23 protein-coding genes are annotated in these 24,743 nt (G+C 60.6%); 12 read left to right on the top strand and 11 right to left on the bottom strand.

Translation table 11 applies throughout. The features are described 5' to 3' along the window. The 6 genes from ACTG2W_RS19050 to ACTG2W_RS19025 all read right to left on the bottom strand — a co-directional run bounded on the left by ACTG2W_RS19050 (position 1) and on the right by ACTG2W_RS19025 (position 6,847). On the bottom strand, positions 1-2,877 hold the full coding sequence (locus tag ACTG2W_RS19050) for a formate dehydrogenase subunit alpha (RefSeq protein ID WP_005353754.1): 2,877 nt from the start codon (positions 2,875-2,877) through the stop codon (positions 1-3). Positions 2,878-2,900: 23 nt separating this feature from the next. Further along, positions 2,901-3,104: a transcriptional initiation protein Tat gene (locus ACTG2W_RS19045; protein ID WP_005303194.1), complete on the bottom strand. Its 204-nt coding sequence runs from the start codon at positions 3,102-3,104 to the stop codon at positions 2,901-2,903. Positions 3,105-3,205: 101 nt separating this feature from the next. Further along, on the bottom strand, positions 3,206-3,823 hold the full coding sequence (locus ACTG2W_RS19040; RefSeq protein ID WP_040065378.1) for a TorD/DmsD family molecular chaperone: 618 nt from the start codon (positions 3,821-3,823) through the stop codon (positions 3,206-3,208). Positions 3,824-3,833: 10 nt separating this feature from the next. Next, a complete protein-coding gene (locus ACTG2W_RS19035; RefSeq protein WP_106842741.1) occupies positions 3,834-5,579 on the bottom strand; it encodes a 4Fe-4S dicluster domain-containing protein in 1,746 nt (581 codons plus the stop codon). Between the two features lie 103 nt (positions 5,580-5,682). Further along, positions 5,683-6,276, bottom strand: coding sequence for a DUF3306 domain-containing protein (locus tag ACTG2W_RS19030; RefSeq protein WP_106842742.1), 594 nt, complete (start codon positions 6,274-6,276; stop codon positions 5,683-5,685). After that, positions 6,269-6,847, bottom strand: a complete 579-nt coding sequence (locus ACTG2W_RS19025; RefSeq protein WP_106842743.1) for a DUF3305 domain-containing protein — start codon at positions 6,845-6,847, stop codon at positions 6,269-6,271. Before ACTG2W_RS19025 ends, ACTG2W_RS19030 begins: the two co-directional genes overlap by 8 nt. A 666-nt stretch (positions 6,848-7,513) precedes the next feature. Here ACTG2W_RS19025 and ACTG2W_RS19020 point away from each other — a divergent pair. From ACTG2W_RS19020 to ACTG2W_RS18995, 6 genes are all read left to right on the top strand, one after another. Beyond that, positions 7,514-8,464 (top strand): hypothetical protein, encoded by a 951-nt coding sequence (locus tag ACTG2W_RS19020; protein WP_139746824.1) that lies wholly within the window; start codon positions 7,514-7,516, stop codon positions 8,462-8,464. Continuing rightward, positions 8,461-8,934: a Panacea domain-containing protein gene (locus ACTG2W_RS19015; protein WP_106842745.1), complete on the top strand. Its 474-nt coding sequence runs from the start codon at positions 8,461-8,463 to the stop codon at positions 8,932-8,934. The genes ACTG2W_RS19020 and ACTG2W_RS19015 overlap by 4 nt, the downstream gene beginning before the upstream one ends. 131 nt (positions 8,935-9,065) lie before the next feature. Further along, positions 9,066-9,323 carry a DUF7710 domain-containing protein gene (locus tag ACTG2W_RS19010; protein WP_139746825.1) on the top strand — a complete coding sequence of 86 codons (258 nt, stop codon included), beginning with the start codon at positions 9,066-9,068 and terminating at the stop codon, positions 9,321-9,323. Between the two features lie 112 nt (positions 9,324-9,435). Beyond that, the gene (locus ACTG2W_RS19005) at positions 9,436-9,708 is read left to right on the top strand and encodes a DUF7710 domain-containing protein (RefSeq protein WP_420093697.1); all 273 of its coding nucleotides are present in this window, start codon (positions 9,436-9,438) and stop codon (positions 9,706-9,708) included. After that, positions 9,705-10,562, top strand: coding sequence for a formate dehydrogenase accessory sulfurtransferase FdhD (locus ACTG2W_RS19000; RefSeq protein ID WP_106842746.1), 858 nt, complete (start codon positions 9,705-9,707; stop codon positions 10,560-10,562). Before ACTG2W_RS19005 ends, ACTG2W_RS19000 begins: the two co-directional genes overlap by 4 nt. Before the next feature lie 15 nt (positions 10,563-10,577). Next, positions 10,578-11,444, top strand: a complete 867-nt coding sequence (locus ACTG2W_RS18995) for a helix-turn-helix transcriptional regulator (RefSeq protein WP_013723539.1) — start codon at positions 10,578-10,580, stop codon at positions 11,442-11,444. An 80-nt stretch (positions 11,445-11,524) separates the two neighbouring features. Here the strand turns inward: ACTG2W_RS18995 and ACTG2W_RS18990 are convergent, their stop codons facing one another. Continuing rightward, positions 11,525-13,627, bottom strand: coding sequence for a sensor histidine kinase (locus tag ACTG2W_RS18990; RefSeq protein WP_440016455.1), 2,103 nt, complete (start codon positions 13,625-13,627; stop codon positions 11,525-11,527). A gap of 25 nt (positions 13,628-13,652) precedes the next feature. Continuing rightward, positions 13,653-15,008: a sigma-54-dependent transcriptional regulator gene (locus ACTG2W_RS18985; protein ID WP_064339669.1), complete on the bottom strand. Its 1,356-nt coding sequence runs from the start codon at positions 15,006-15,008 to the stop codon at positions 13,653-13,655. A 255-nt stretch (positions 15,009-15,263) separates the two neighbouring features. Here ACTG2W_RS18985 and ACTG2W_RS18980 point away from each other — a divergent pair, with 255 nt between their 5' ends. The 6 genes from ACTG2W_RS18980 (at position 15,264) to ACTG2W_RS18955 (ending at position 21,192) form a co-directional block, all read left to right on the top strand. Beyond that, a complete protein-coding gene (locus ACTG2W_RS18980) occupies positions 15,264-16,106 on the top strand; it encodes a substrate-binding domain-containing protein (protein WP_106842747.1) in 843 nt (280 codons plus the stop codon). Between the two features lie 64 nt (positions 16,107-16,170). Further along, positions 16,171-16,872, top strand: a complete 702-nt coding sequence (locus ACTG2W_RS18975; protein WP_005347674.1) for an ABC transporter permease — start codon at positions 16,171-16,173, stop codon at positions 16,870-16,872. A 34-nt stretch (positions 16,873-16,906) separates the two neighbouring features. Then, complete coding sequence (locus tag ACTG2W_RS18970; RefSeq protein WP_106842748.1) at positions 16,907-17,602, top strand: energy-coupling factor ABC transporter ATP-binding protein; 696 nt, start codon at positions 16,907-16,909, stop codon at positions 17,600-17,602. Continuing rightward, complete coding sequence (gene mobA, locus ACTG2W_RS18965) at positions 17,574-18,218, top strand: molybdenum cofactor guanylyltransferase MobA (protein WP_106842749.1); 645 nt, start codon at positions 17,574-17,576, stop codon at positions 18,216-18,218. The genes ACTG2W_RS18970 and mobA overlap by 29 nt, the downstream gene beginning before the upstream one ends. Further along, positions 18,215-19,993, top strand: a complete 1,779-nt coding sequence (locus ACTG2W_RS18960; RefSeq protein WP_106842750.1) for a bifunctional molybdopterin-guanine dinucleotide biosynthesis adaptor protein MobB/molybdopterin molybdotransferase MoeA — start codon at positions 18,215-18,217, stop codon at positions 19,991-19,993. The genes mobA and ACTG2W_RS18960 overlap by 4 nt, the downstream gene beginning before the upstream one ends. Positions 19,994-20,055: 62 nt before the next feature. Further along, on the top strand, positions 20,056-21,192 hold the full coding sequence (locus ACTG2W_RS18955) for an FUSC family protein (protein WP_440016454.1): 1,137 nt from the start codon (positions 20,056-20,058) through the stop codon (positions 21,190-21,192). Here ACTG2W_RS18955 and ACTG2W_RS18950 read toward each other — a convergent pair. The 3 genes from ACTG2W_RS18950 to ACTG2W_RS18940 all read right to left on the bottom strand — a co-directional run bounded on the left by ACTG2W_RS18950 (position 21,189) and on the right by ACTG2W_RS18940 (position 24,661). Further along, positions 21,189-22,562 carry an HD-GYP domain-containing protein gene (locus ACTG2W_RS18950; RefSeq protein ID WP_128835203.1) on the bottom strand — a complete coding sequence of 458 codons (1,374 nt, stop codon included), beginning with the start codon at positions 22,560-22,562 and terminating at the stop codon, positions 21,189-21,191. The two genes, ACTG2W_RS18955 and ACTG2W_RS18950, sit on opposite strands and share 4 nt — an antisense overlap. 87 nt (positions 22,563-22,649) lie before the next feature. Continuing rightward, a complete protein-coding gene (locus ACTG2W_RS18945) occupies positions 22,650-23,204 on the bottom strand; it encodes a DUF3332 domain-containing protein (RefSeq protein ID WP_005334841.1) in 555 nt (184 codons plus the stop codon). A gap of 161 nt (positions 23,205-23,365) precedes the next feature. After that, positions 23,366-24,661, bottom strand: a complete 1,296-nt coding sequence (locus tag ACTG2W_RS18940) for a methyl-accepting chemotaxis protein (protein WP_106842753.1) — start codon at positions 24,659-24,661, stop codon at positions 23,366-23,368. Positions 24,662-24,743: the final 82 nt, after the last annotated feature.

Below are 24,743 nucleotides of genomic sequence, written 5' to 3'. Positions count from 1 at the left end.
TCAGGCTCCTACTTTGCGAAAACGGCACAGGGTGACCTTGGTCTCCTGCATCTGGGTGACCGGGTCATAACCATAGGTGGTGACTATGTTGACCGACTCCCCCAGCACATAGGGGTCAGACCCTTCCGGATATTTGGATCGCAGATCCTTGCCCTCGAAGTGGCCGCCGAAGTGGAACGGCATAAAGGCAAGCCCCGGTTTGACCCGCGGGGTCACCAGTGCCTTCACCTTGACCCGGCCCCCTTCCGGCCCCTCGACCCATACATCCTGACCGTCGCGCACGCCGACGTCGTTGGCATCCGCCGGGTTCATCTCGACGAACATCTCCTGCTGCAACTCGGCCAGCCAGGGGTTGGAGCGAGTCTCGTCGCCGCCCCCCTCATACTCCACCAGACGGCCGGAGGTGAGGATGATGGGGAACTCCTTGCTGACATCCTTCTCCTGCACCGAGGCGTACTGGGTCGGCAGGCGCCACAGGCTCTTCGAATCAGGCCAGGTGGCGTAGTCAGCCAGCAAGTCGCGGCGCGGGGTATAAAGCGGCTCGCGGTGCTTGGGCACCTGATCCGGGAAGGTCCACACTACGCAGCGCGCCTTGGCGTTACCGTAGGGGACGAAGCCGTGCTTGATGGCGACCCGCTGGATGCCGCCAGAGAGGTCGGTCTTCCAGTTCTTGCCCTCGGCCTCCTTCTTCTCGGCTTCGGTCAGCTCATCCCACCAGCCGAGCTGTTTCATCAGGTCGGCAGTGATCTCGGGATAGCCATCCTCCACTTCGCTCCCTTTCGGCCAGGAGTCTTCAGCGAGCAGCGAGACGCCCTGATACTCGATGCCGAAACGTGCACGGAAACCGCCGCCCCCTTCCGACACCGGAATACTGGTGTCGTAGAGGATGTGGCTGCCGGGGTGTTTCATCTCCGGGGTGCCCCAGCAGGGCCAGGGCAGACCGTACACTTCGCCACTGACCGGGCCGCCCTCGGCCTTGAGGTTGGTCTTGTGGAAGGTGTGCCAGTTCTGCTGGTGCGCCTTGAGCCGCTCCGGACTCTGGCCGGTGTAACCCACACTCCACATGCCGCGATTGTATTCGCGGGTGATGTCTTCCAGCAGTGGCTGGTTGTTCTCCACCTTGATGTGCTTGAACAGCTGATCGGCAAAGCCGAGCTTCTTGCTCAGCAGATACATGATCTCGTGGTCGACCTTGGATTCGAACAGGGGTTCTATCACCTTGTCGCGCCACTGCATGGAGCGGTTGGTGGCAGTGACGGAACCGTAGGTTTCGAACTGGGTGGTGGCTGGCAGCAGGTAGACGCCGTCGGTACGATCGTTCATTACCGAGGCGACGGTGGGGTACGGGTCGACAATCACCATCATGTCGAGCTTTTGCATCGCCTTCTTCATCTCGGGGCCGCGGGTCTGGGAGTTGACCGCATGGCCCCAATAGAACATGGCGCGGATGTTGGAGCCCTGCTCGATGAGATCGGCGTTCTCCAGCACACCGTCCACCCAGCGGGAGACCGGAATGCCGTTGTTGTTCATCGGCAGCTTGCCGTTGTAGGCCTTGTTGTCAAAACGTGCCTTGATCCACTCGTAATCGACATCCCACACCCGGGCCCAGTGCTTCCAGGAGCCCTCTTCCAGCCCGTAGTAGCCGGGCAGGGAGTCGGAGGTGACGCCAAAGTCGGTGGCCCCCTGCACGTTGTCGTGACCACGGAAGATGTTGGTGCCCGCCCCGCTCTTGCCCACGTTGCCGAGGGCCAGTTCGAGGATGCAGTAGGCACGGGTATTGTTGTTGCCAGTGGTGTGCTGGGTGCCACCCATGCACCAGACCACGCAGCCGGGGCGGTTGTCGGCCAGCAGCTTGGCAGCGCCATAGACCTGCTGTTCGTTGAGGCCGGTCACCCGCTCCACTTCGGCCGGAGTCCAGCGCGCCACCTCTTTTTGCACCTCGTCCATGCCGTAGACGCGGGTGCGGATGAACTCCTTGTCTTCCCAGCCGTTCTTGAAGATGTGCCAGAGCATGCCCCAGATAAAGGCGACGTCGGTACCCGGACGCAATGAGAGGTACATGTCCGCCTTGGCGGCGGTGCGGGTGCGGCGCGGGTCGACCACCAGGATCTTGCAACCGTTGCGCTCTTTTGCCAGCAGGATGTGCTGCATGGCGACCGGGTGGGCCTCCGCCGGGTTGGAGCCGATAAACATGATCGACTTGCTGTTGTGCATGTCGTTCAGGCTGTTGGTCATGGCGCCGTAGCCCCAGGTGTTGGCTACACCTGCCACCGTGGTGGAGTGGCAGATCCGCGCCTGGTGATCCACGTTGTTGGTGCCCCACAGAGACGCCATCTTGCGAAACAGGTAGGCCTGCTCGTTGGAGTGCTTGGCGGAGCCGAGCCAGTAGACGCTGTCGGGGCCGGACTCCTTGCGAAGGCGCAGCACTTCATTGCCTACCTCTTCGATGGCCTGATCCCAGCTGATGCGCTGCCACTTGCCGCCCACCAGCTTCATCGGGTACTTGAGGCGACGCTCACCGTGGCCGTGCTCGCGCAGGGCAGCCCCCTTGGCGCAGTGGCCGCCAAGGTTGAAGGGGTGATCAAAGGCCGGCTCCTGACCGGTCCAGACGCCGTTCTGCACCTCGGCATAGACGCCGCAGCCCACCGAGCAGTGGGAACAGATGGTGCGCTTCACCTCGACCGGCACCCCGGCCGCCACGGTTTTGGCCTCGGCCCGCTGCATCATGGCAGGGGCCAGCCAACCGGCGGCCACGGCGCCACCGGCTACCAGACCCGAGTTGACCATAAAGGCGCGGCGGGTCAGCCCCTGACCGCGAATGGCCTCATTGCCCTGCTCGCCCGCCTGGGGCTGCTCGGCACGTTTTGTCAGTTTCATGAGTTCTCCTTCACTGATCCGGCTCAGTCAGTGCCGCGCAGGGTGCGATAAAAGTCGTGAACATGGGGGGTCTCCCGATAGCCCTTGTCAGGCTCGGTGTCGTGGGTCAGCACCTCTTTGCCCACCACCCGACCGGTGGCACCGGCCAATACGCCTATGGTGGCGACCACGCCAACTCCCTTGATCAGATTGCGGCGGGACGGGTCTTTCAGCTGTTCATCGCTCATTCTTGTGACCTCTGTTGTTGTTCTTGCTGGCGCCTGCGCGCCAGCTTCGCGTCCAATGGGATATCTCGTCTGTTCGTTTTGTTGTGGGTGGATAAGGGTGATCAACCCTTCACCACGCAGGCGCCAAACGGCAGGCGCAATTCGTTTTCCAGCTTGAAGAAATCTTCGGCAAGGGCGCCGACCGCCCGGTAGAAGCTGCCCCCTTTCGCCTGTTGCTGATCGCGGCAGCAGGCGAGTACCCAGGGGGCAAGGTGGCGCTCATAGAAGCGGTTGCGCTCCGGATGCTGCTCGCCAATCAGTACCGCCATCACCTCACAGAGGGCGGCCAGGTGATCTTCCGGCTCGCACACTCCGCTCTGGCGCTCGAAACCCAGCGACTGCAGATCTGCGCGCAGCACCGCCAGCGGCAGCTCCATCAGGGAGCCGGTGAGATACCAGGAGGCAAACGGCACGATTTCTCCGCGCCCCAGCCCGATAAAGAGATCCTGATACTCCTCGGCAAGCTCGTTTTCGTGGTGGCTACTCGCCGCCAGCTGCACCAGTCCCAGCCCTCTGGCAAAGGGGCCCGGCATAGCCTGCAACCCTTGCAGCCAGGCGAGCTGTTCACCACGGGGGGCGGCTCGCCAGAGGCTTGCCAGCAGGGCGTAGAGATCGGCGCTGCTCTGTTCCAGTTCGGTCATGGTCAGTTCGCCAGCCTTTTCGTTATGTTGTTCACTCATCACTGGCCCCTCATACCTTGAGCTGGGAGACGGGATCCGCCGCCAGCGCCGCAAACACATCCTTGACCCGGCAATCCTCACACATCAGCAACCGCTGGGCGGCCTCGTTCTGGAAGTGGGAGTGACCAGCCAGTTTTTGCTGGATGCGGCGGATCATCGAGGCGGGCGCGAACGGCTTGGAGCAGCGAATGCAGCAGGCAGCCTCTTCGGCTTTCAGGCTCTGCACGGCGCGGCGCGCCTCGGGCACAGGTTGCAGGCGGGGCACCAGTACGATGGCCTGCTCGGGGCACGCCTTTTCGCACATGCCGCACTGGATGCAATCCTGCTCGATAAAGTTGAGGCCCGGCGCATGACCCACCGCATGCAGGGCACGGCTCGGGCAGACCGCCACGCAGCCCATGCAGAGGGTGCAGTCTGCTTCTTTGAGTTCCACGCTGCCGTATGGGGCGCCGTGAGGCACCGCCAGCGGCTCGCGGCTCCCTTCGTTGGCCTGCCAGAGGGCGTCGAAGGCGGCAAACAGGTTTTCCCGTTTGTCCCCTTTGAGCGGCTTCTCCAGCAGGGCAATGGCTGACTGCGCGTAAAGAGACTCATCCATTTCGGCATCGCCGTTAAACAGGGCAATACGATTGGCAGCAAGACCAGCGCCCGCCAAGAGCACTGTGGCGCTCGCCAGCTCCCGCTCAACCAATGCCCGCACGCTGGCGGGGGCATCGTCACCGAGCGCAATGCGCACCGCGCTGGCGCCATAGGCGAGAGCGGCGAACCAGCTCTCGATGCCTAAACTCGCGCTCTCCTCCACCCAGACCGGCAGCCAGTTGGCAGGCAGGCGGGTGAGTTCGGCGTCCACCCATTCGCGCTCGTTTTCACCGGCGATCAGCAGTCGAGGCGCTTCGCCGCCCGCCTCCCGATAATGCTTGAGCAATCGGAACAGGTAGTCGCCGCTGGTGTTGGCATCGGGCTGGTGATAGGCAATCGCCCCGGTCGGACAGGCAGAGGCACAGCTACCGAAGCCCTGACAGAGATGGGGATCGATCTGGATGCGACCATTGATGGGCTTGAGGGCATCGGTCGGACAGACATCGAGGCAGCGGCTGCAACCGGGCACGCCGCGGGCGGTAAAGGCGCACGCCTCGGGGTCGAGGCGAAAATAGCGCGGCTTGTCGAAAATACCGGTCAGCGCACAGAGCTCGGCGAGCCGTTCGGCCAGCCCTTGGTCATCGGAAAGATGCAGATAACCGACCGGCGGACGCTCCAGCGCAAAGAGCGGGGCGCGGCCCAGATCGGCCACCAGATCAAAGCGCGGTTCGTTCCCCACCGTCGCTTGTTGTGGAAAACAGAGCGCCGCCAGATTAACCCGCTCACCCTGACCATTGATGCCAATGAGCTGGAACTGCCCCAGATACCCTGTCAGGCTCGGTTCGCGCAGGGTCAGGGCCGCGAGGGATGCGGTGGCATCAAAGATGGCTTCAAGATCGGCCGCCTCGGCATAGTGGACCGCTTCGCTCACCAGCAGGGTGGGCTTCACCCCGGCGGGCAGCAGGCTGGCGGCGCGGCGAATGCGATCTTCCGGGCCGACCAGCAGCAGGCGCCCCTGACTCTGATAAGAGACAGTGGCCGGGATCAGGTTGTCGGTCTTGACCGTATGCTGCAGGGCATAGGCGCGAGCGCGCGCGTTATGCTCGGCCGCCCCCGCCCCATGGGCAAGATTGGAGGCCAGATTTGGGGCCAGATTTGGCAATGTTTGTTCAGTGCTCACATACGCTCCTGTGCGCGCCACCTCATGGGATGGGCGCTTGTTGGTAAGCCGAGAGAGCAAGAGGCGAGCCAACTCCCCCGGAAAAAAAGTGACTGACAGGGAGTCAGGATCCTGAGGGTTCCATTCCCCCACCTTTGGTTGGGACATTTTGTCCACCACAGGAAACCAAAATGTCCCGATCGTCGGTGTGGGTTTGAGAATGGTTATCAGCCAGCTCGTCGGCGGCAGGCTCGCTGGCAAGCGCCACCGGTTCAGCGGATCCGCTGGCCGGATTGGCCGATTCGCTGTCAGGGGCAATCACCTGATCCACCAGCCAGTTGCGCAGCCCGGCGGTCAGGGCCGCGGGCAGCAATTCGGGCTGGCTGAAATCCTGGGTGTAGTCATCGAGCCCATCAGGCTTGTGAGTGCGAAACATGGCCCGCAGCGCCTCCCTGTCGGGGAGTTTGGCCTTGTCCGGCTGAGCCGTTATTAGCGGCGGTTCGCCACTCCCAGCCCCCTCAACGGCAAGGGATTCACTGCTCCCCTTGTCAGTGCTGACTACGGGGATATCCAGCGCAATATCTGGAGTTTCACCTTCGCCACTGCCTTCTATGGGGGGGGCAACCGCCTCGGGGCTAACCTCTTCCCTCGGCTGCAATGCCTGATGCTTGCGCGCCTCACTCTTGCGAGACGACCAGCGCTTGAGGAACTCACTCATGGGCGCGATTTCCGCTGTCGCTGCCACGCTCGCGGCCATCGGGGCCGGTGGCTTTAACGGCGCCGCAGCTGGCTTGATCTAACGTATCTCTTGATGTCGCTACAGCCGTATCGAGGCCCAGCTGATCCTGCGCCCGCCCCTTGCCCTTCTTGCCCTTGCGGCGGGCCTCCAGCAGCTCGCCGTGGCGACCGATAAAGGCCTCCACCCAGGCTTGCAGCGCCTCGGGCAGCGGGCAGGAGAGCACCTGCCGCTCGCCATCCATATAGGCGGCGGCTACGGTCTGGCTCAGGGTGAGGCCATCGGCCACAAAGCCACTGTCCACGCGGCTTCCGGTGACAAAGAGGCGGGGCGAGCCGGAGCTCAGATTGAAGCGATAATCCCCCCGCTCATCGCGAAACAGGGTAAGGGGCAAGGCGCCAGCAGCCTCGGGTTCGGCGGGATGGAGCGCCGCAATCTCGAAACGGCGGCTCTGCCAGCGGCCAACCTGGCTGTCGATGGCCTTTAACTCCAGTTGCAGCCAGCGCTGCGGGGGCAAGGTATTGGTTGTCTCTTGCACTGTCACGGCTCCCATCAGAAGGTCTCTGCCGGGCCGCCCTCCCCCGTGATCCACCCAGTTCGAGGCATATCAGAGCAGGAGATTCAGGGCGGCCACGGCCATCAATGGGATAAGACATAGCAAGAGTGGGGCCAAGGCCGGTTTGATGGCTGATGGGGGCTTTGATGCAGGTTAGGACCTCGTGCGGGAGGTAGGTTGGCGCTGAGCGCAGCGAAGCCCAACATGCCGCGTAAAACCAATCCACCGGAACATTAATAAGTAGGGATGGCAATAATCGAATAACACCGGATTATCCGATTATTGCTTTTGAAATATTTCGCGGTAAACGTTGGGCTTCACTTCGTTCAGCACCAACCTACGATTTAGCCCAACATACGAGATCTCTTGGGTTAACTGTATTTGCATACAGCATAGATGCTAGTGGAGCCCTAGGTTAGATATAGGGGAAGCGCGCCCATTTATCCTACGGTTAATGCGAAAAACGTTGATGTAATACATTGAAAAAATTGAAAATATCATTAATGTGATACAAAAAAGTTGTCAGGATATGCGGAACAGCGATATGTTTCTATGCGGAAACATTCCGCATAATAAATTGTTAGGCCTTCTCTCAAAAGTATGATGATTCTTTTAATTTTATAGTGTATATTTGTATAATTATTGGTTGGATTTGATGTTCTGATGAAAGTGCAGTTTTTAGAGTTTATTAAAAGAAGAAATGCGAATTTTTATACCGCGGCTGGCGGCTTTCTTTTGTCAGTCGGTTGTGCATATGTAGGAAACTATGTATTTGACACTGAATTTGGAAAGGTCCACTCCGCAGCCACTTTTATCGCCTTTGCTTTGACCAACCCGCATTTGGGTATCATCTTTGGTGGTCTTTTTATGGCTGTTGGGGCTGGTTCAAATCACTTAATGCAAGGTGAGTTGAGTGCTGAGAACGAGAAGTTGAAATCAGATAAGTTGAAGATTGAAGCTGAATTGGCAGAAGTCCCTTTGCTAAAGCAAAATATAAGTAAATATCAAGAAGATGGTCTCCAGCTAAAGGTAGAGAATTATAAACTTCATGAAAAACAAGTAGAAACATGGCTTAAAGGAATCTGTAAGCATATTGATTTAGATTATGAATCCAGAGTGTCGATTTACTACAAAGATGATGAAGTGTTTAAGCTCTTAGCGAGGAACTCGCCTAATCCATTGCTGAAGCAATTTAGTCGAAAGGATTACCCTTTAGATCTCGGTATTGTCAGCAAAGCATGGCAATACGGTAAATATGAGGACAAGGATATCCCCGAAGACGATGGTGCATATATGGAATATATGCAAAAGAAGTATCATTATTCAGAAGAAGCTCTGTATAGCATCAAAATGAAGAGTCGAACAATGTTGGGACTGTCGATTGTTGATGCTGATGATAGTATAGGTGTGGTACTCTTCGAAAGTAAGATGAAGAATGCTTTTGATGACGATACTGTTGAAGCTATGGAAAGGTACTGCAAAGATTTTCAGAGTTACTTAGCTGGGTTTGTACGTGATTGTAAAGTATACGAAAAGCGAGCAAGGCCAGAAAGAACAGTTGAAAATGCTCAAACACATAAGAATATTCTTGAGGAACTAGGAGGTAAAATATGAACGAACTTTCTAACATAGTTGCATATTTATGCCAGACGTATCCTCACAAGCATGAGCTAAGTAAAGCTCGGCTAACAAAGCTAGTATACCTAGCTGATTGGTATAGTGCGTTAGTGGATGATCGCCAAATCACTAATATTCGATGGCACTTTAATCACTACGGTCCATATGTAGATGATGTTACAAATAGTATAATTGGGAACCCAGACTTTGCTATTTTAAATGAGCAAACAATGTATGGTTCAACTAAATACTTAATAAAATATATTGGCAACCTTAATATTAATGCTCTTCCGCAAAGGACTAGACAAATATTAGATGCGGTTATTAATAATACAAAACAGTTGTATTTTAATGACTTTATTGACTATGTATACTCGACTTACCCTGTAGCTTCTAATGATAGATACTCAGATTTCGATCTAGTCACTCTAGCAAGAGAATTTAAGCACAATCAAGCACAGGCCTAACAAACTGTTTAAGAGTGATTCGCAACGCATGGCATTTTCGCTATGCGTTGCGTTTTTGTGTTTAAGGCAGTGTGCTGAAACATCGGTATTGCGTTGCTCACACCTTAACTGGGCGTTACAATGGTCGCATCGTGAAAGAAAGTGCTATTTGGGTGTTTCATTCCGTTGGTGCTCAATTTAGTGGTGGCGTTTTTTCTACTCTTGAATTGGCCGAAGCGTGGATCCGACTTTCCCCACCTGTTTGGGAATTTATTTTCGCCGATGATAGCTACATGTTCGTAGCAAATGGCGATTTTGATGATTTCGATTTGGTGGTGGCAAAAATGGCTGAAATGTTGAGAACCATGTTTGTACCTCCTGTGAGAAGAATTGAATTTTTATCCAACTGAAAACCAATACACGAACGAGGTCACGACATCACCAAATTTAACAAATCGATCTCAACCTTGTGAGTTTCATCACCTTTTAAAATGCAAAAATTAAGTTAGAAATGACGGATGGATATCCGAATATAAGTTAACTGGTTTGATCACGGCATATCAACTTAATAATGGCATCTATAATTTGACAGTTGAAAAGAATTATTTTAGGCCAAAGAATGATAGTCATTGCTATAGTATATTTGTAGGTGGTTTCACCTCAGCATCACAAGAACATTTTCATTATGAGAATGGTGTTAACCATTCTTTTTCTACCTCGTTCAAAATAATCTGGAACAAAACTTGCTGTATCCCTCCCTTTAGATCCCGGCAACCGGTCGCGAGGGGCCCATGACACCGACCTTTATCAAAAGCAATGCCGCAGCCCAGCTCACCATGGCCGTCGAGGTGATGGATGAGCAAGGCACGCTGCAAACCCGCCAAATCGCCTGTGAGCGGCCACTGACGGTCTACCTCAACTGGAAGGAGATCGTAACCCTGATGACGCTGGGTGCCCGCCCCGAGGCACTGGTGCTGGGTTATCTTAAAAATCAGGGTTTTATCGAGGATATTGCAGCCATCGAATCGGTGATCGTCGACTGGGAGAGCGAGGCCGCCGCCGTGGTGAGCAGCCAGCAGGCCGCCGATCTCGACAAGGCGCTGGAGAAGAAGACGGTCACCTCCGGCTGCGGTCAGGGCACCATGTATGGCAGCGTGATGAAGAAGCTCGAAGGGGTCGTGCTAGCGGCGCCTGAGCTTAAACAGAGCACCCTCTACGCCCTGCTCAAGGCGCTGTCGGCCCATAACGAAACCTACAAGATGGCCGGTGCCGTCCATGGCTGCGCCATCTGTCGCGGCGCGGAGATCCTCTCCTTTGTCGAGGATGTGGGGCGCCACAATGCGGTGGATACGCTGGCGGGCGAGCTCTGGATGCGCGGCGAGGGCGGCCACGACAAGATCTTCTACACCACCGGGCGGCTCACCTCGGAGATGGTGATCAAGGTGGCGCAGATGGGCATTCCGGTGCTGCTGTCGCGCTCCGGTGTCACCCAGATGGGGCTGGATCTGGCCCGTCAGCTCGGTATAACCATGATTGCCCGCGCCAAGGGGCGCCATTTCGAGGTATTCAGCGGCCACGACCATATGGTGCTGGACGAGAAGCCGCCGGTGCTGGCGCCCGGTTCAGCCGGTCGAGGGATGCGGGATTAAGTCATGAACGAGTTTATGAACGTGAAGCAGGTGGCGGAATACCTCGATCTCAACGAGAAGAAGGTCTACCAGCTCGCCAACGAGGCGCGCATCCCCGCCACCAAGGCGACCGGCAAGTGGCTGTTTCCCCGCTCCCTGCTCGATCGCTGGCTGCTCGGCAGTTGCCACGAGGGGGTGATGAACGACCGGCTGCTGCTGGCAGGCTCGGACGACGTGCTGCTGCACTACGCCAGCAGCCGCTTGGCCCAGCAGCTCGGCACCCAGGCACTGGTGGGCTACACCCCGTGCGGCACCCGTCAGGGGCTGGCGATGCTGGCGCGCGGCCATGTGGATCTCTGCGCCATCCACTGGGGGCAGGCCGAGGAGGCGCACCTGCGCCACCCGGCGCTGGTGCAGCAGTATCAGGGCCACCGGCAATGGGTGATCGTTCATGGATTCAGGCGGGTGCAGGGGCTGGTGCTGCGGCAAGGGCTGCAACCCAAGGAGGCGAAAGAGGCACTCGACTGGCGCTGGGCCATGCGTCAGGAAGGCGCTGGCAGCCAGCGTGCCCTGCAGGAGTGGCTGCAAACGCAAGGGGAGTCGCTGACCCGACTAGAGCGCACCCTCGAGGTCAACAGCGAGCGGGAGCTGGCCGCCGCCATCAGCCGCGGCGATGCGGACGTCGGGCCCGGCGCCCAGAGCACCGCCACCGAGTTTGGCCTCGGCTTTATGCCCTTGTCGCAGGAGTGCTTCGATCTGGTGATGCCGCAGGGGGTCTTCTTTCGCACCCTGCTGCAACAGCTGATCGGCTGGCTGCAATCCCCCGAGGGGCGCGAGCTGGCAGCCCGCCTCGGCGGCTATGACCTGACCCAGAGCGGCAAGCTGGTGTGGAGTCCGCAGTAAATAACCACTCACCCACCGACAAAACAGCCCGTCAACCATGTTGACGGGCTGTTTTTATAATGGGCCCTTTTATAACAGCATCAATCGCTTGTCTCACGCCCCTCGGCATTGAGCGCAATGCGCCACCCTTCCAGTTTCGCGGGCTCGCTGCCGCTGGGCAGCAGGGCGTGGCTGCGCAGCCGCACGGTAAAGCAGCTCCCCTGCCCCGGGGTGGAGTCCACCAAGAGCTCTCCGCCCCAGCGACTGATGATGCGGTGACTCAGGGCCAGCCCCAGCCCGGTGCCAGTGGCGCGGGTGGTGAAGAAGGGGTCGAAGATCTTGTCGATAATGGCCGCCTCGATGCCGCTGCCGTTGTCGATCACCCGTACCTCGGCCCCGCGCAACTGACCCAGTTCATCGACCCAGTCGCGGCTCTCGACCCGGATCTCCCCCTGCTCCCCCAGCGCGTGGCTGGCGTTGACCAGTAGGTTGATCAGCACCTGCAACAGCTGCTGGCGATCCGCCTCGATGGGCTGCTGGGCCCGGAGATCGGCCACCAGCTCCACCTGCTGCTGGCGCAGGGCGGAGCGCACCAGGGTCAGGCTTTCCTCAATGATGGGGTTGAGGTGCTGCCACACCGGCGCCGTCTCGTAGTCGCGGGGGCGTGAATATTGCAGCAGGCTGCGGGTGATGGCACGAATGCGCTCGATCTGGGCCAGCACCAGCGCCAGCTCCTCGCTGACCGGCTCGGCCGCCTCCCCCAGCTCCAGCTTCATCAGCTCCACATTGCCGAGGATCACCGCCAAGGGGTTATTGATCTCGTGGGCCACACCGGCCGAAAGTTCGCCAAGGGCTGCCAGCTTCTCGCTGATGAGCAGTTGCTGGCGCGCCTCGGTCAGCATATGGATATGATCTTCCAGCTCGGCAGTCTTGAGCTCGAGGCTCTGGGTACGCTCGGCCACCTTCTGCTCCAGCTCATCGGCACTGCGGGCCATCTGCTGCTGATGCGCTTCTTGCCTGTCCAGCATGGCGTCAAACTGGCGACCGAGTTGGGCCAACTCGTGGTCAGGATCGAGCGCCAGCGGGCCGATGCGGGCCGACTCCCCGGCCTGCACCTGCCGCACCACCTTGTGCATCCGCTCGATGGGGGAGAAGAGATCCCGCGCGCCGCGATAGACCAGCAGGCCGGAGAGCAGCAACAGCAGCACTACGCCAGAGCCCAGCTCCACCAGATTGGTGAGGTAGGTGCGGATGATGGGCCACTCGAGAAAGCCCACATAGAGCATGCCGAGCCGCTCGCCCCTGGCTCCCAGCAGCGGCTCGTAGCCAGAGACATACCAGGCGTCGTGGACGAAGGCGCGGTCAACCCACATCTCCCCCCGCCCCAGTACCTGATCGCGCACCGGCGGCGAGACCCGGGTGCCCACCGCCCGGCCCACCTGACGGCTGCTGCTGACCGGCACGTTGGTGCTCACCCGCAGATCGTCGAGAAACAGGGTAACGGTGCCGACGCTGCCATCCGGCAGGGTATTTTTGGCAAACACCTGCCCCTTGAGCTCATCCACCAGCCGGGTGCTGCCGTTGACAAGCTCGCCCCCCTCCAGCACGGCCCAAAGGGAGCCGTCGCGGCCCATCACCGGCGTCAGCGACAGGCTGATCAGCCCCCTGTTCTCCACCACCCTGGTGCCATCCCGCTGCCACAACACGGCCCGCTTGGCCAGTTGCGGGGAGAGGGCGAGCATCTCCTGCTGCGACCAGACCACGAAGTGGCTGACGCTGCGCCCGGCCGTGAGGGCGGCACGCTCCTGCGCCGTCAGCTGATCCAGCTCGGGGCCACGGCGCAAGCGCAGAAAATCGAGACCATAGTTGGCCGCCAGCGGCATCACCCAGTCATGCAGCTGATCCGGCGATTCCCGCAGCCGTAGCTGAAAGGCCCAGGCATCTCGCAGATGCTCGAGATGCTCGGTCTGGCGCTGCTGCTGCACCGTGATGGCGTGGTGGGCCACCCCGAGATCGCTGCGCACCGTGGTGAGCAGGTTCTGCCAGCTGTAGGTGAGGGTCCAGTAGAGGGTGAGCGCGATCATGCCCACCAGAGTGAGCATGATGGGTACCGAAGTGAGCAGCAGCAGGCGCCAGCGCACTTTGGTGCGCACGCAACGGGGCAACAGGGCGCGCATGCAGCGGGAGAGCAGGGTCAGTTTCATCGCCACCCCATCCGATCAGCCTTCCTCATTCGATGGCCCACTCCTTGAATTTGCGATCCAGCGTCTTGCGCGCCACCCCGAGCACCCGGGAAGCGGCCGACTTGTTGCCATCATGGCTCGCCACTACTTGCAGGATGTGGGCTTTTTCCACCTCCGCCAGCGGCCACGCCAGCGGGTAGCCCTCCTCACTTGTGCCCGGTTCGGCGGGCTTGCTGCTCTGCCAGTAATCCGCCGGGGGCTTGCCCAGCAGCAGGCAGCGTTCGATGAGGTTGCGCAGCTCCCGCACGTTGCCGGGCCAGGGGTAGGCCTGCATCGCCACCACATCCTCGTGGGTCCAGCTCAAGGAGCCCATCCCCATCTCGGCAGTGAGCTGGCGGGTAAAGTGGTGTACCAGCGCGGGGATGTCGTCGATCCGCTCCCGCAGCGGGGCCACCGGCAGCGCCACCACGTTGAGGCGATAGAAGAGATCTTCGCGAAAGCGGCCCGCCTCCACCTCGGCCTTGAGGTTGCGGTTGGTGGCGGCGACGATGCGCACATCCACCGCCAATTCGCGCTCGGCACCGACCGGGCGGATGGCCTTCTGCTCCAGTGCCCGCAGCAGGGAAGCCTGCATGGCAAGGGGCATCTCGCCGATCTCGTCGAGAAACAGGGTGCCCTGATGGGCGACCCGGAACAGGCCGTCACGCCCCTTGCGGGCGCCGGTAAAGGCACCCTGCACGTGGCCGAACAGCTCGCTTTCCAGAAGCTCCGGCGCGATGGAGGCGCAGTTGAGGGGCACAAAGGCCCCCATCCGGCCGGAGAGTTGATGCAGGGCGCGGGCCACCAGCTCCTTGCCGGTGCCGGACTCCCCCTCCACCAGCACGGCGGCATTGGAGGGCGCCACTCTGGCGATGAGCGTCTTGAGCTCGCGGGTCTTGGCACTGTCGCCAATCAGGGTGGGCGGGAACAGCTTGCTCACCTCCCGGCGCAGCAGCAGGTTCTCCCGCTCCATCTGACGGCGCTCGATGACTCTGTCCACCGCCTGCACCATCTGATCGAGGTTGAAGGGCTTGAGGATAAAGTCGCTGGCGCCGAGGCGCAGCGCCTTGAGGGCGGTCTCCATATCGCCAAAACCGGTCATGAAGATGATGTCGCTGCGGCGGGTGGCCGGGTCTATGGCCTCGTGCCACTCGATGCCGGAGCGCCCCGGCAGCCGGATGTCGGCGATGATAAGGTCGAAGTGAAGGCGGCAGCGCAGGGCTTCCGCCTCCTCCACGCTGGCGGCAGTCTCAATCTGGGCAAAACGCTTGGCCAGCGCCTTGGCCAGAAAGCTGCGCATGCCGGGCTCATCGTCAACGATAAGCAGGGAGAGGGCAGACCAGCGGCTGGGAGGGAGTGTCATGGAAAAAAGTACCTCGGATGCACGTACGGTCGGTGAATGTCCCGATAACCGGAACCTTAGTGGGACATTTTGTCCTTACCGTATCAAAAGCACCAACACCAATTATTAAAAGCGATAACAAGCTCACCTAATTGATTCTAATAAGCTTCTGTTTTTAAACGGCAAACCGTGAATGCACCGGCAAAGGAACAGTTTGGCACCCTGCTTGCTTACTCTTGCCCTCTCCTCAGCCACCCTGAAAAAAGTTGCATCACGATGACGATAAAAACCAGCCTCAAACGTTTTGCCCTCTCCCTCGCCGCCAGCCTGCTGATCGCCGGTGTGGCCCACGCCGAAGCTGATACTAATGCCACAAAAGCGCCGATCCGCCTCGCCACCACCACCAGCACCGAGCAGTCCGGTCTGCTGGGCTGGCTGCTGCCCCAGTTCACCAAAGAGACCGGTTATCCGGTGCAGGTGATGGCGGCCGGTACCGGCCAGAGCCTGAAGATGGGCGAGAATGGCGATGCGGATCTGGTGATGACCCACGCCCCCTCTGCCGAGAAGAAGTTCGTCGATGCGGGCTTTGGCATCGAGCCGGTACACCTGATGTACAACGATTTCGTTATCGTCGGCCCGGCAAAAGATCCGGCGGGTCTGGCCAAGCTGCACGATGCAGCCAAGGGGCTGCAGGCCATCAAGGAGCAGGGCCAGACCTTTATCTCCCGCGGTGACGAGTCCGGTACCCACATCAAGGAGAAGATCCTGTGGCAAGCCGCAGACGTCAAACCCGAGTTTTCCGGTTACAAATCCATCGGCCAGGGGATGGGCCCGACCCTGACCATGGCCTCGGAGCTGGGTGCCTACACCCTGACCGACCGCGGCACCTGGCTCGCCTACCAGAGCAAGCTGGATCTCGCCGTACTGCTGGAGGGTGACAAGCGCCTGTTCAACCCCTATCAGGTGATCCTGGTCAACCCCAAGCGCTACCCGGATCTCAACACCGAAGGGGCCCGCACCCTGAAGAACTGGCTGGTCTCAGAGCATGGCCAGAAGTTGATCGGCGACTTCAAGGTTGCCGGTCAGGCACTGTTTGTGGCGGATGCCAACGGGAAATAATGGCAACCCTGACCCCTGCGATGACCTTGATGGCCCTCCCCCGGTTCGCTGAGGGAGGCGCCTGATGCCGACCCTGCTCGACACTACGTTGGCTGCCCTCGCCCTGCTGTTCAGTGGTGACACCGAACTGTGGCAGGTGGTGGGGGTCTCCTTCTCCGTCTCCTGCATCGCCCTGCTGCTGGTGCTGCTGCCCGCCTTGCTGCTGGGCTTTGCCCTGGCCTATCTGCCGCTGCCCGGCCGCTGGCTCTGGCTCTCCTGCATCAATACCCTGCAATCGGTGCCGACCGTGGTGATTGGCCTCTTGCTCTACATGCTGCTGTCGCGGGCCGGCCCCTTTGGCGACTGGAAGCTGCTCTTTACCCAGCAGGCCATGGTGGTGGGGCAGATGCTGATCGCCTTTCCGGTGATCGCCACCATGGCTCACGCGGCGTTTGTCCAGAGCGATCGGCGCGCCTGGGAGACTGCCCTGACCCTGGGGGTCTCCTGGCCCAAGGCGCTGATCGGCCTGATGCACGAGTGCCGCTTTGGCCTGCTGGCCGCCATCATCGGCGCCTTCAGCCGTATCGTCACCGAGGTGGGCTGCTCCATGATGGTGGGGGGTAATATCCTGCACTTTACCCGCAATATCCCCACCGCCATCGCGCTGGAGACCCAGAAAGGGGCCTTCACCCAGGGGGTGGCGCTCGGCATAGTGCTGCTCACCCTCGCCCTCTTGCTCAACCTGCTGCTGACGGCCTGTCGCGGCCACAGCTATCTGAAGAACTGACCATGCCCCCACTGTGTACCAACAGGAGTACCCCATGGCCCTGACCGCCCACCAGCTGACGATGCGCTTTGGCGAGCGCCAGCTGTTCGAGATTGACCGGCTCGCCATCGCACCGGGGGATGCCATCTGGCTGCATGGAGCCAACGGGGTGGGCAAGACCACTCTGCTCAAAATCCTGGCGGGGCTGCTGGCACCAACCCGCGGCTACACCAATCTGCCGGGGCGCTGGCAACAGCGGCTCAACCGGCTGCTCAAGCGGGATCTGGGGCCGGGCCGGGTCACCTATCTGCACCAGACTCCCTATCTGTTTGATCGCACGGTGCACGACAATGTCGCCTGGGCGCTGGACAAGCAGCTCGGCAGCGAGGTGCGGGTGTTCGAGGCGCTGCGCCGGGTCGAGCTGGAGGGGCTGGCGCGGGAGCACATCAGCATTTTGTCCGGTGGCGAACGGCAACGGCTGGCAATGGCCCGCGCCTGGGCGCTGCAACCGGCCTTTCTGCTGATGGATGAGCCCACCGCCAATCTCGACACACATTCGGTTGCCCTGATGGCCGCATTGGCGCAAGATCTGCGGGAACATGGCAGCGGCCTGGTCGTCATCAGCCACCAGAGCAACGCCCTGACCGACCTGTGCGAGCGGCAATGGACCCTCGCCCGTGGCCAGCTGCAAGAGACGACCCCTTTAAAAATCATCGAGCGACATGACTTCAAAAAGCGACAGCCACTCTGATGCCGTTGCCGTATCAGCAGTGATCCTGGCAGGAGGCCGCGCCACCCGGATGGGGGGCGAAGACAAGGGATGGGTAGCACTGGCGGGACGCCCTCTTATCGACCATGTTTTGGCGCGCCTGCGCCCCCAGGTGGATGAGGTACTGATCAACGCCAACCGCAGTCAGACCCGCTATCAGGCGCTGGCCCCGGTCATCAGCGATGACAACAACGACTATCTCGGCCCGCTGGCGGGCATGCAGGCAGGTCTTGCCGCCGCCCGTCATGACTGGGTGCTGTTTGTCCCCTGCGACGGCCCCGCCCTGCCGCTGGATCTGATGAGCCGCTTTCGCGCCGCCCTGACCCCACAGACCGAGCTGGTAGTGGCCCACGACGGCGACTGGCTGCAACCCGTGGTGGCCCTGCTGCACAAATCCTTGCTCCCCTCCCTCACCGCCGCACTGGCAGAGGGGGAGCGCAAAATCGATATCTGGTTTGCCCGCCACAATATGGCGGTGGTGAGCTTTGCCGATCAGCCGGATGCCTTTATCAATCTCAATAGCCCGGACGAGCTGGCCGCCTACGAGGCCCGTCTGCTTGCCCTGGCTATCGACCCCCAACAAGGAGTCACCTCATGACCCCGGCCCCCACTCTTCCCCTGCTCGGCTTCGCCGCCTGGAGCGGCACCGGCAAGACCACCTTGCTGGAGCAGTTGATCCCCCTGCTGGTGGATCGCGGCCTGCGCATCGGGGTGCTCAAGCACGCCCACCACGACTTTGATATCGACCAGCCGGGCAAGGACAGCTACCGCCTGCGCAAGGCGGGTGCCCAGCAGATGATGGTTGCCTCCCGCCGTCGTCATGCTCGCATTACTGAAACAACGCACAGCGAGACCGAGCTGGCCGAAGCGGACTTTCGCCAGCTGCTGGCCAGCTTCGATCAGACAGAGCTCGATCTGCTCTTGGTCGAGGGGTTCAAGCACGAACACTTCCCGAAAATCGAGCTGCACCGCGCCGAGATTGGCAAGCCGCTGCTCTTCCCCGAAGACGGCGACATCATCGCGCTGGCCAGCGATCAGCCCCAACAGAGTGGCGAACAACAGCAGACAAGCCTGCCCCGACTCGATATCAACGATCTGGCGGCTATCGCCGACTTCGTCTGCCGCTGGCTTGACGGCTGCCAGAGCAAGGAGCCGGAGGCGGGCAAGGGCTTTCTCTCGGTCGAGGCGGCCCGCAATGCCATTCTAGCGGCCCTCACCCCAAGCACCGCCTGCAGCGACAAACCGCTGGCCCAGTGCCACGGCGCCGTGCTGGCCGCCGATCTGATAAGCCCCATCAATGTGCCCCCCCATGCCAACTCGGCGATGGATGGTATTGGCCTTCGTAGCGACGATCTCGCCGCCGGTCGCTGGCAACTGGTGGGGGAAGTGCTGGCGGGCCAGCAGCGCCACGAGCCTGTGCTGGCCGGTCAGGCGGTGCAGATCATGACCGGCGCTCCGCTGCCCCCCGGGGTAGATACTGTGGTGATGCGGGAAGAGACGCTGATTGAAGGGGAGTGGGTCACGGTCACCGCACCGATCCGCGCAGGGCAGAATGTGCGCCTCGCCGGGGAAGATCTCGCCAAGGGTGCGGTCGCCATCCCGGCCGGGACCTGGCTTGGTGCCCCCCAGCTGGGGCTGGCGGCATCACTCGGTCAGGCCTGTCTCACGGTGCGCACCCCGCTGAAAGTGGCGCTGTTCAGTACCGGCGACGAGGTGCAGGCGCCGGGCGAGCAGCTCGCCCCCGGCCATATCTTCGACAGCAATCGCTTCACCCTGATGGCCCTTATCCGCGCCGCTGGTTGCGAGGTGATGGACCTTGGCATCATTCCCGATGACAAGACCATTCTGCGCCAGCAGCTTGAGCAGGCCGCCGCCAGTGCCGATCTGGTGTTGAGCTCGGGCGGAGTCTCGGTGGGCAACGCCGACTTTATCAAGCTGGTGCTGGCGGAGCTGGGCCAGATCGATTTCTGGCGCATCCAGATGCGCCCAGGCCGCCCGCTCGCCTTTGGCAAGCTGGGGCAGACCCCCTTCTTCGGCCTGCCGGGCAATCCGGTGGCGGCGATGATCTGCGTACTGCAATTTGTCGAGCCTGCCATCGCCCGCCTACAGGGCAAGCGGTGGCAGCCGCTGCTCCTCTCGGCACTGGCGGACGAGAAGATGAAGAGCCGCCCGGGGCGCACCGAGTTTCTGCGCGGCATCTTCCATCAGGACCGTAACGGCCAGCTGCGGGTGCGCACCACGGGGCCACAGGGCTCGGGCATTCTGAGCTCCATGGCCGATGCCAACTGCCTGATCGAAATCGTACCGGATCAACCCGGGATCGCCGTTGGCGAGCGGGTCTGGATCCACCCCCTGCAGGGACGACTGGCCTAAATCCCGACGGGGCGTCGGCCGGATGCACGGCGCCCCGTCCCCCACCTGACAGGAGGCAGACCGTGCGTCTTGATGCCCCCCTCTCCCGACTCGATCTGCTGGTCTATGGCCGCTACCGGATCGTCCATGGCCTGCGCATTGCGCTCGCCTTTATGCTCACCTTTCTGCTGACCCGCGAGCTGAAACTGCCGGAGAGCACCTGGCCGCTGATAACCTTGGTGGTGGTGATGGGCCCCATCTCGTTTTGGGGCAATGTGCTCTCCCGCGCTCTGCAGCGGGTGGTGGGCACCATCTTCGGCGCCAGTTGCGGGGTCGTGGCTCTCTATCTCGAGATCTACTCGCTACCGCTTACCCTGATCTGGTGCGGCTGCATAATGTTCCTCTGCGGCTATCTGGCCCTCGGCAAGCGCCCCTATGTGGGGTTGCTGATCGGCATCACCCTGGGGGTTACCATGGGGGCCATGCCGGGGGATATAGAGACGGCGCTGTGGCGCAGTGCCGACGTGATACTGGGCTCCCTGCTGGCACTGCTCTTTTGCAGCATCTATCCCCAGCGGGCCTACAGCCACTGGCGGCTGCAACTGCACCAGATCCTGCAGCAGTCGGGGCGGCTCTATCACACCCACCTCTCCCCCAATGTGCTGGAGCGCCCGCGCCTCAAGCACAATCTCTCCCAACTGCTGGCACAGACCGGCAAACTGCGGGCCCTGCTGGCCCCTGCGGCCAAGGAGACACGCCACAGCGTCGCCCTGTTTGATGCGGTGCAGGTCACCATGCGCAACACCCTCTGCACTCTTGAGATGCTGGCCAACACCTACTGGAACGATCGGGAGAGCCACTTCCTGATGCAGAGCACGGCTGCGCTGCAAGCCTGCCATCTGGCCACCGAGGAGGCGATCAACCAGCTTGCCCTGATGATGCAAACCGGTGACGGGCGTTGCGCGGATGCCGCCATCGCCCGCCTGCACGAGGTGGCGACCCAGGTATCGCTCCCCCCCAATACCGAGGTGGCCATCAATGGCTACCTCTGGCTCAACGTCCAGCTGACCGAGCAGCTGACTCACCTGCGCCGCCTGCTGGGGCTGATCCACCCCGCCCCATCGCAAGCAGCCGGACTAGACCCAATGCAAAACGCCCCGCAGTTGCGGGGCGTTTTGCTGTCTGACTGGCCACTTGGGCCGTTGATCAGCAACTCTTAACTGGCATTGGCCAGCGGCTGCTCGGTGGTGAGGTAGAGGGAGAAATCCTGAATACCCGCCTGCAGGGCGGCAAAACAGTCGGGGTCGATGGCAGTCCCCAGATTCTCCGCCATCATCTCCAGCGCCTGCGGCACAGGGATGGCGCCGCGATAGGGGCGCTTGGCGGTGATGGCATCGAAAATATCGGCTGTGGTGATGATGCGCGTCTCAAGGGTAATCTCGTCCCCCTTCAGCCCCTTGGGGTAGCCCTTGCCATCGAGCCGCTCATGGTGGGCGCCCGCCACTTGTGCCAGCTCCTCGAAGGCGCCGATACGGCTCAGGATCTCCTCGGTGTAGGCGGCATGCATCTGCACCGCAGCCCACTCCTGCGCATCGAGCTTGCCCGGCTTGTCGAGAATGGCGTTGCTCACCCCGAGCTTGCCCACGTCATGGAGCAGGGCACCCCGCTTGAGCCAGCGCCTGCGTGGCTCGGACAACCCCATCTGGGTGGCAAGAATGTCGGTATAGAGCGCTACCCTGCCGCTGTGACCCGCGGTGTAGGGACTTTTGGAGTCCACCACCTGCCCGAAGGCCGTCGCGATTTCGTCCAGATAATCTTCATCCAGCGCCACCTCCCCTTGCCCGGCCGGGTGGACCAGCACCCACTCGGTCAGTCGGGGATCGGCCAGTCCTTGCCAGAACGCCTCGTCGGCCAGCGCTTCAAATTCGCGAACCAGCGCCGGATCAAACCAGCTGCCGCTGCGCTCGCGCAGCTCCTTGAACGCCGCATCCGGACCTGCGGCCGCGTGAAACACATCCACCACCTGACAGAGCAGGGCAATACGGGAGAAGAGCGGGATCGCCTCGCCTGCCAGTTGCAGGGGCCGACCTTTGCCATTCCAGTGTTCATCAAGGGAGAGGATGCCATCGGCTACCTCGTCACTGAAACGCAGCTGGCGAGCAATATCCGCCCCCCGATGACAGCGGGTCTGGATCAGTTCGTTGGCAATCTGGTCGCCGTTGCGAAAGATATGAAACAGGCTGCGAAAACGTCCCAGCAGATCCGCCTGCAAGCCGGTGTGGCCCAGCACAAAGTTGACTACCTCGGAGAGGGAGCCATCCACCAGTTTGAAATCGCGTTTGAAGTGAAGATCGTCGGTGAGATAGAGCTCGCAGATGCGGGCGGCATTGCTGCTGCACCCAAGATCTTTAAGCAGGAGCGTGTAGTAGAGATCATGGCGCAGCCGGGCGTCCAGTCCCAGCCGCTCCCCCAGACGGGAACCTATCCAGCAGCAACGAATGCAGTGTCCTCTTGGTTGCCCCTCGGTCATGTCGAGCGCATGACTGAGGGAACCAATCAACTCCGCCAATCGCAATCCATTCACCGTCATAGTCTACTCCCTTAGACATCATGGCGATTTTGCCAGCAGATTAGGTATACCCCATCTGAAGCTGGATCGATCTGGATTCAGTTGAATTTAGGCAGCAGCCTTCCCCTGATTCGCCCGCTCTTCCAGCTCTGCGCGGCTCAGGGTAGATACAAAGCGGCCATCGAAGTAGATATCCATCAGCTCGCCACGCTTCTCGCCACGCATCATGCTGCGGCGACCATCCAGATAGTGCACCTCCATCTGGGCGGTATGCTCGTCCGGGTAGCTGATCTCCACCTCGCGCACCCCTTGTGGCAGCATGGCCAGCGGCACCTTCTTGAGGGCCGGATCCAGATGCTGGTTCACCTTGATCACCGGATTGGCTTTCATGTCCACCACAGCTGGAGATTTGCCGGTGATGGGGTTTTTGCCAGACCAGAACTCGATGGTATTGAACACAAACAGGTCAGCGGTCGCGGCCAGACCGTAGACAGGGGAGAGCAGCATAAAGACCCCGGCACGAGCGTAGCGATTATCCACCACGCTCAGGTTGCCCTTGGTGACCATGCCGGAAAGCCCCATCTGCCCCATACAGCCGCCCAGACCCATGCTCGCGACCATAACCAGCAGGGCCATTGCCCGCCCCTTCTGTTGTAATGCCATCGTGTTCTGTTCCTGCTCTGAAATAAATGAGGCGGCAAGCCTAATCAAGGGGCCAGAAGAGGACAATTCACAATGGCGGGACGATACAGGAGGGGTTCAGATTGGGGCACTGACTGCTCAAATATGAGTCAATGCCCCGGCATGACAGGAAGTCAGGGGGTTCAGATGGCCAGATCAGAGACGGTGCTGGAGACGTTGTTCGCCTCTCGGCGGATGTCGCTCATCACCTCATTCACCTCGCCCACCTGCTGCTTGCCCAGCTCGGCGCTGCTGGCGACGTCGGACATCTCGGAGGTGACCTTGGCGGTCAGCTCCCGGTTGTTCTGTACCACCTTGGCAATCTCGTCGGTAGAGAGAGACGTGCGGGCCGCCAGCTGGCGAACCTCGTCGGCCACCACCGCAAAACCACGCCCCTGATCCCCCGCCCGCGCCGCCTCAATGGCCGCGTTAAGGGCCAGCAGATTGGTCTGGTCGGCGATGCTGCTGATGGTGGAGACGATCGCCTCGATGCTGCGCGACTGCTCGTTGAGCTGGTTGATAAGGCCGATACTGTGAGTCAGCTGGCTGGCAATCAGGCTGGAGGTATCGACCACCGAGGAGAGCAGACCCGCGCCGCGCTCGGCGCAGTTCAGGGTCTCCCGGGCCGCATCGTGGGCCAGCATGGCCGCTTCCCGCACCGCATCGCTCTTGTTGATCCGCTCGGTAATATCGCTTGCGAACTTGATCACCTTCACCACCCGGCGGTTGTCATCCAGGATCGGGTTGTAGGTCGCCTCCAGCCACACCTTGCTACCGTGACTGTTCTGACGGCAGAAGAGGCCAGATTTGAACTGGCCGCGCCCAAGCTCTTCCCAGAAGTGGGGATTTTCCTGATAGAAGTGGTCATCGCAGAAGATGCGGTGGTGCTTGCCCTGCACCTGCGCCAGGGTGTAGCCCATGGTATGGAGGAAATTGCCATTCGCAGCAATCACCTCCCCGCCGGGGGTGAACTCGATGACCGCCAGCGACCGATCCAGCGCCGTCACCACCGCCTGCTGGCTGAGCAGTTGCAGGTGGTGCTCGGTAATATCGGCCGCGATCTTGATCACCTTGGTCACCACGCCCCGCAACTTGACCGGAAAATAGGTCGCTTCCAGCCAGATCGCCTCGCCCCGTTTGTTGAAGCGCTGGAACACCCCGGTACGGGAGCGCCCCTGCTTCAGGTCCGCCCAAAACTGCTGATAGTCGCTGCTCTGGGCATAGAGCTTGTCGCAAAAGATACGGTGATGCTGGCCGATAACCTCGGGCGCACTGAAGCCCACCACGTTGAGAAAGAGATCATTGGCGGCCAGCACAGTGCCATCCGGCGTAAAGGTGATGGTCGCCACGCTGCCGTGCACTGCGTCAAAAAATCCCTGCTGTTCCAGAAGTTGATCCTGGCACTGCTGCAACTCGGCTTTCAGTTTGCTATTGAACATCGAAACGTATCCTCCAGACTGGCACCCACCATGGCCAAACCACGCAGTGGATCAATAAGATAATGGTGGCGTGCTCCATCAG

The sequence above is a fragment of the Aeromonas sp. 96A genome (genome assembly GCF_051919165.1).
GTDB classification, from domain to species: Bacteria; Pseudomonadota; Gammaproteobacteria; order Enterobacterales; family Aeromonadaceae; genus Aeromonas; species Aeromonas veronii.
This window is presented reverse-complemented; position numbering and strand designations above follow the sequence as displayed.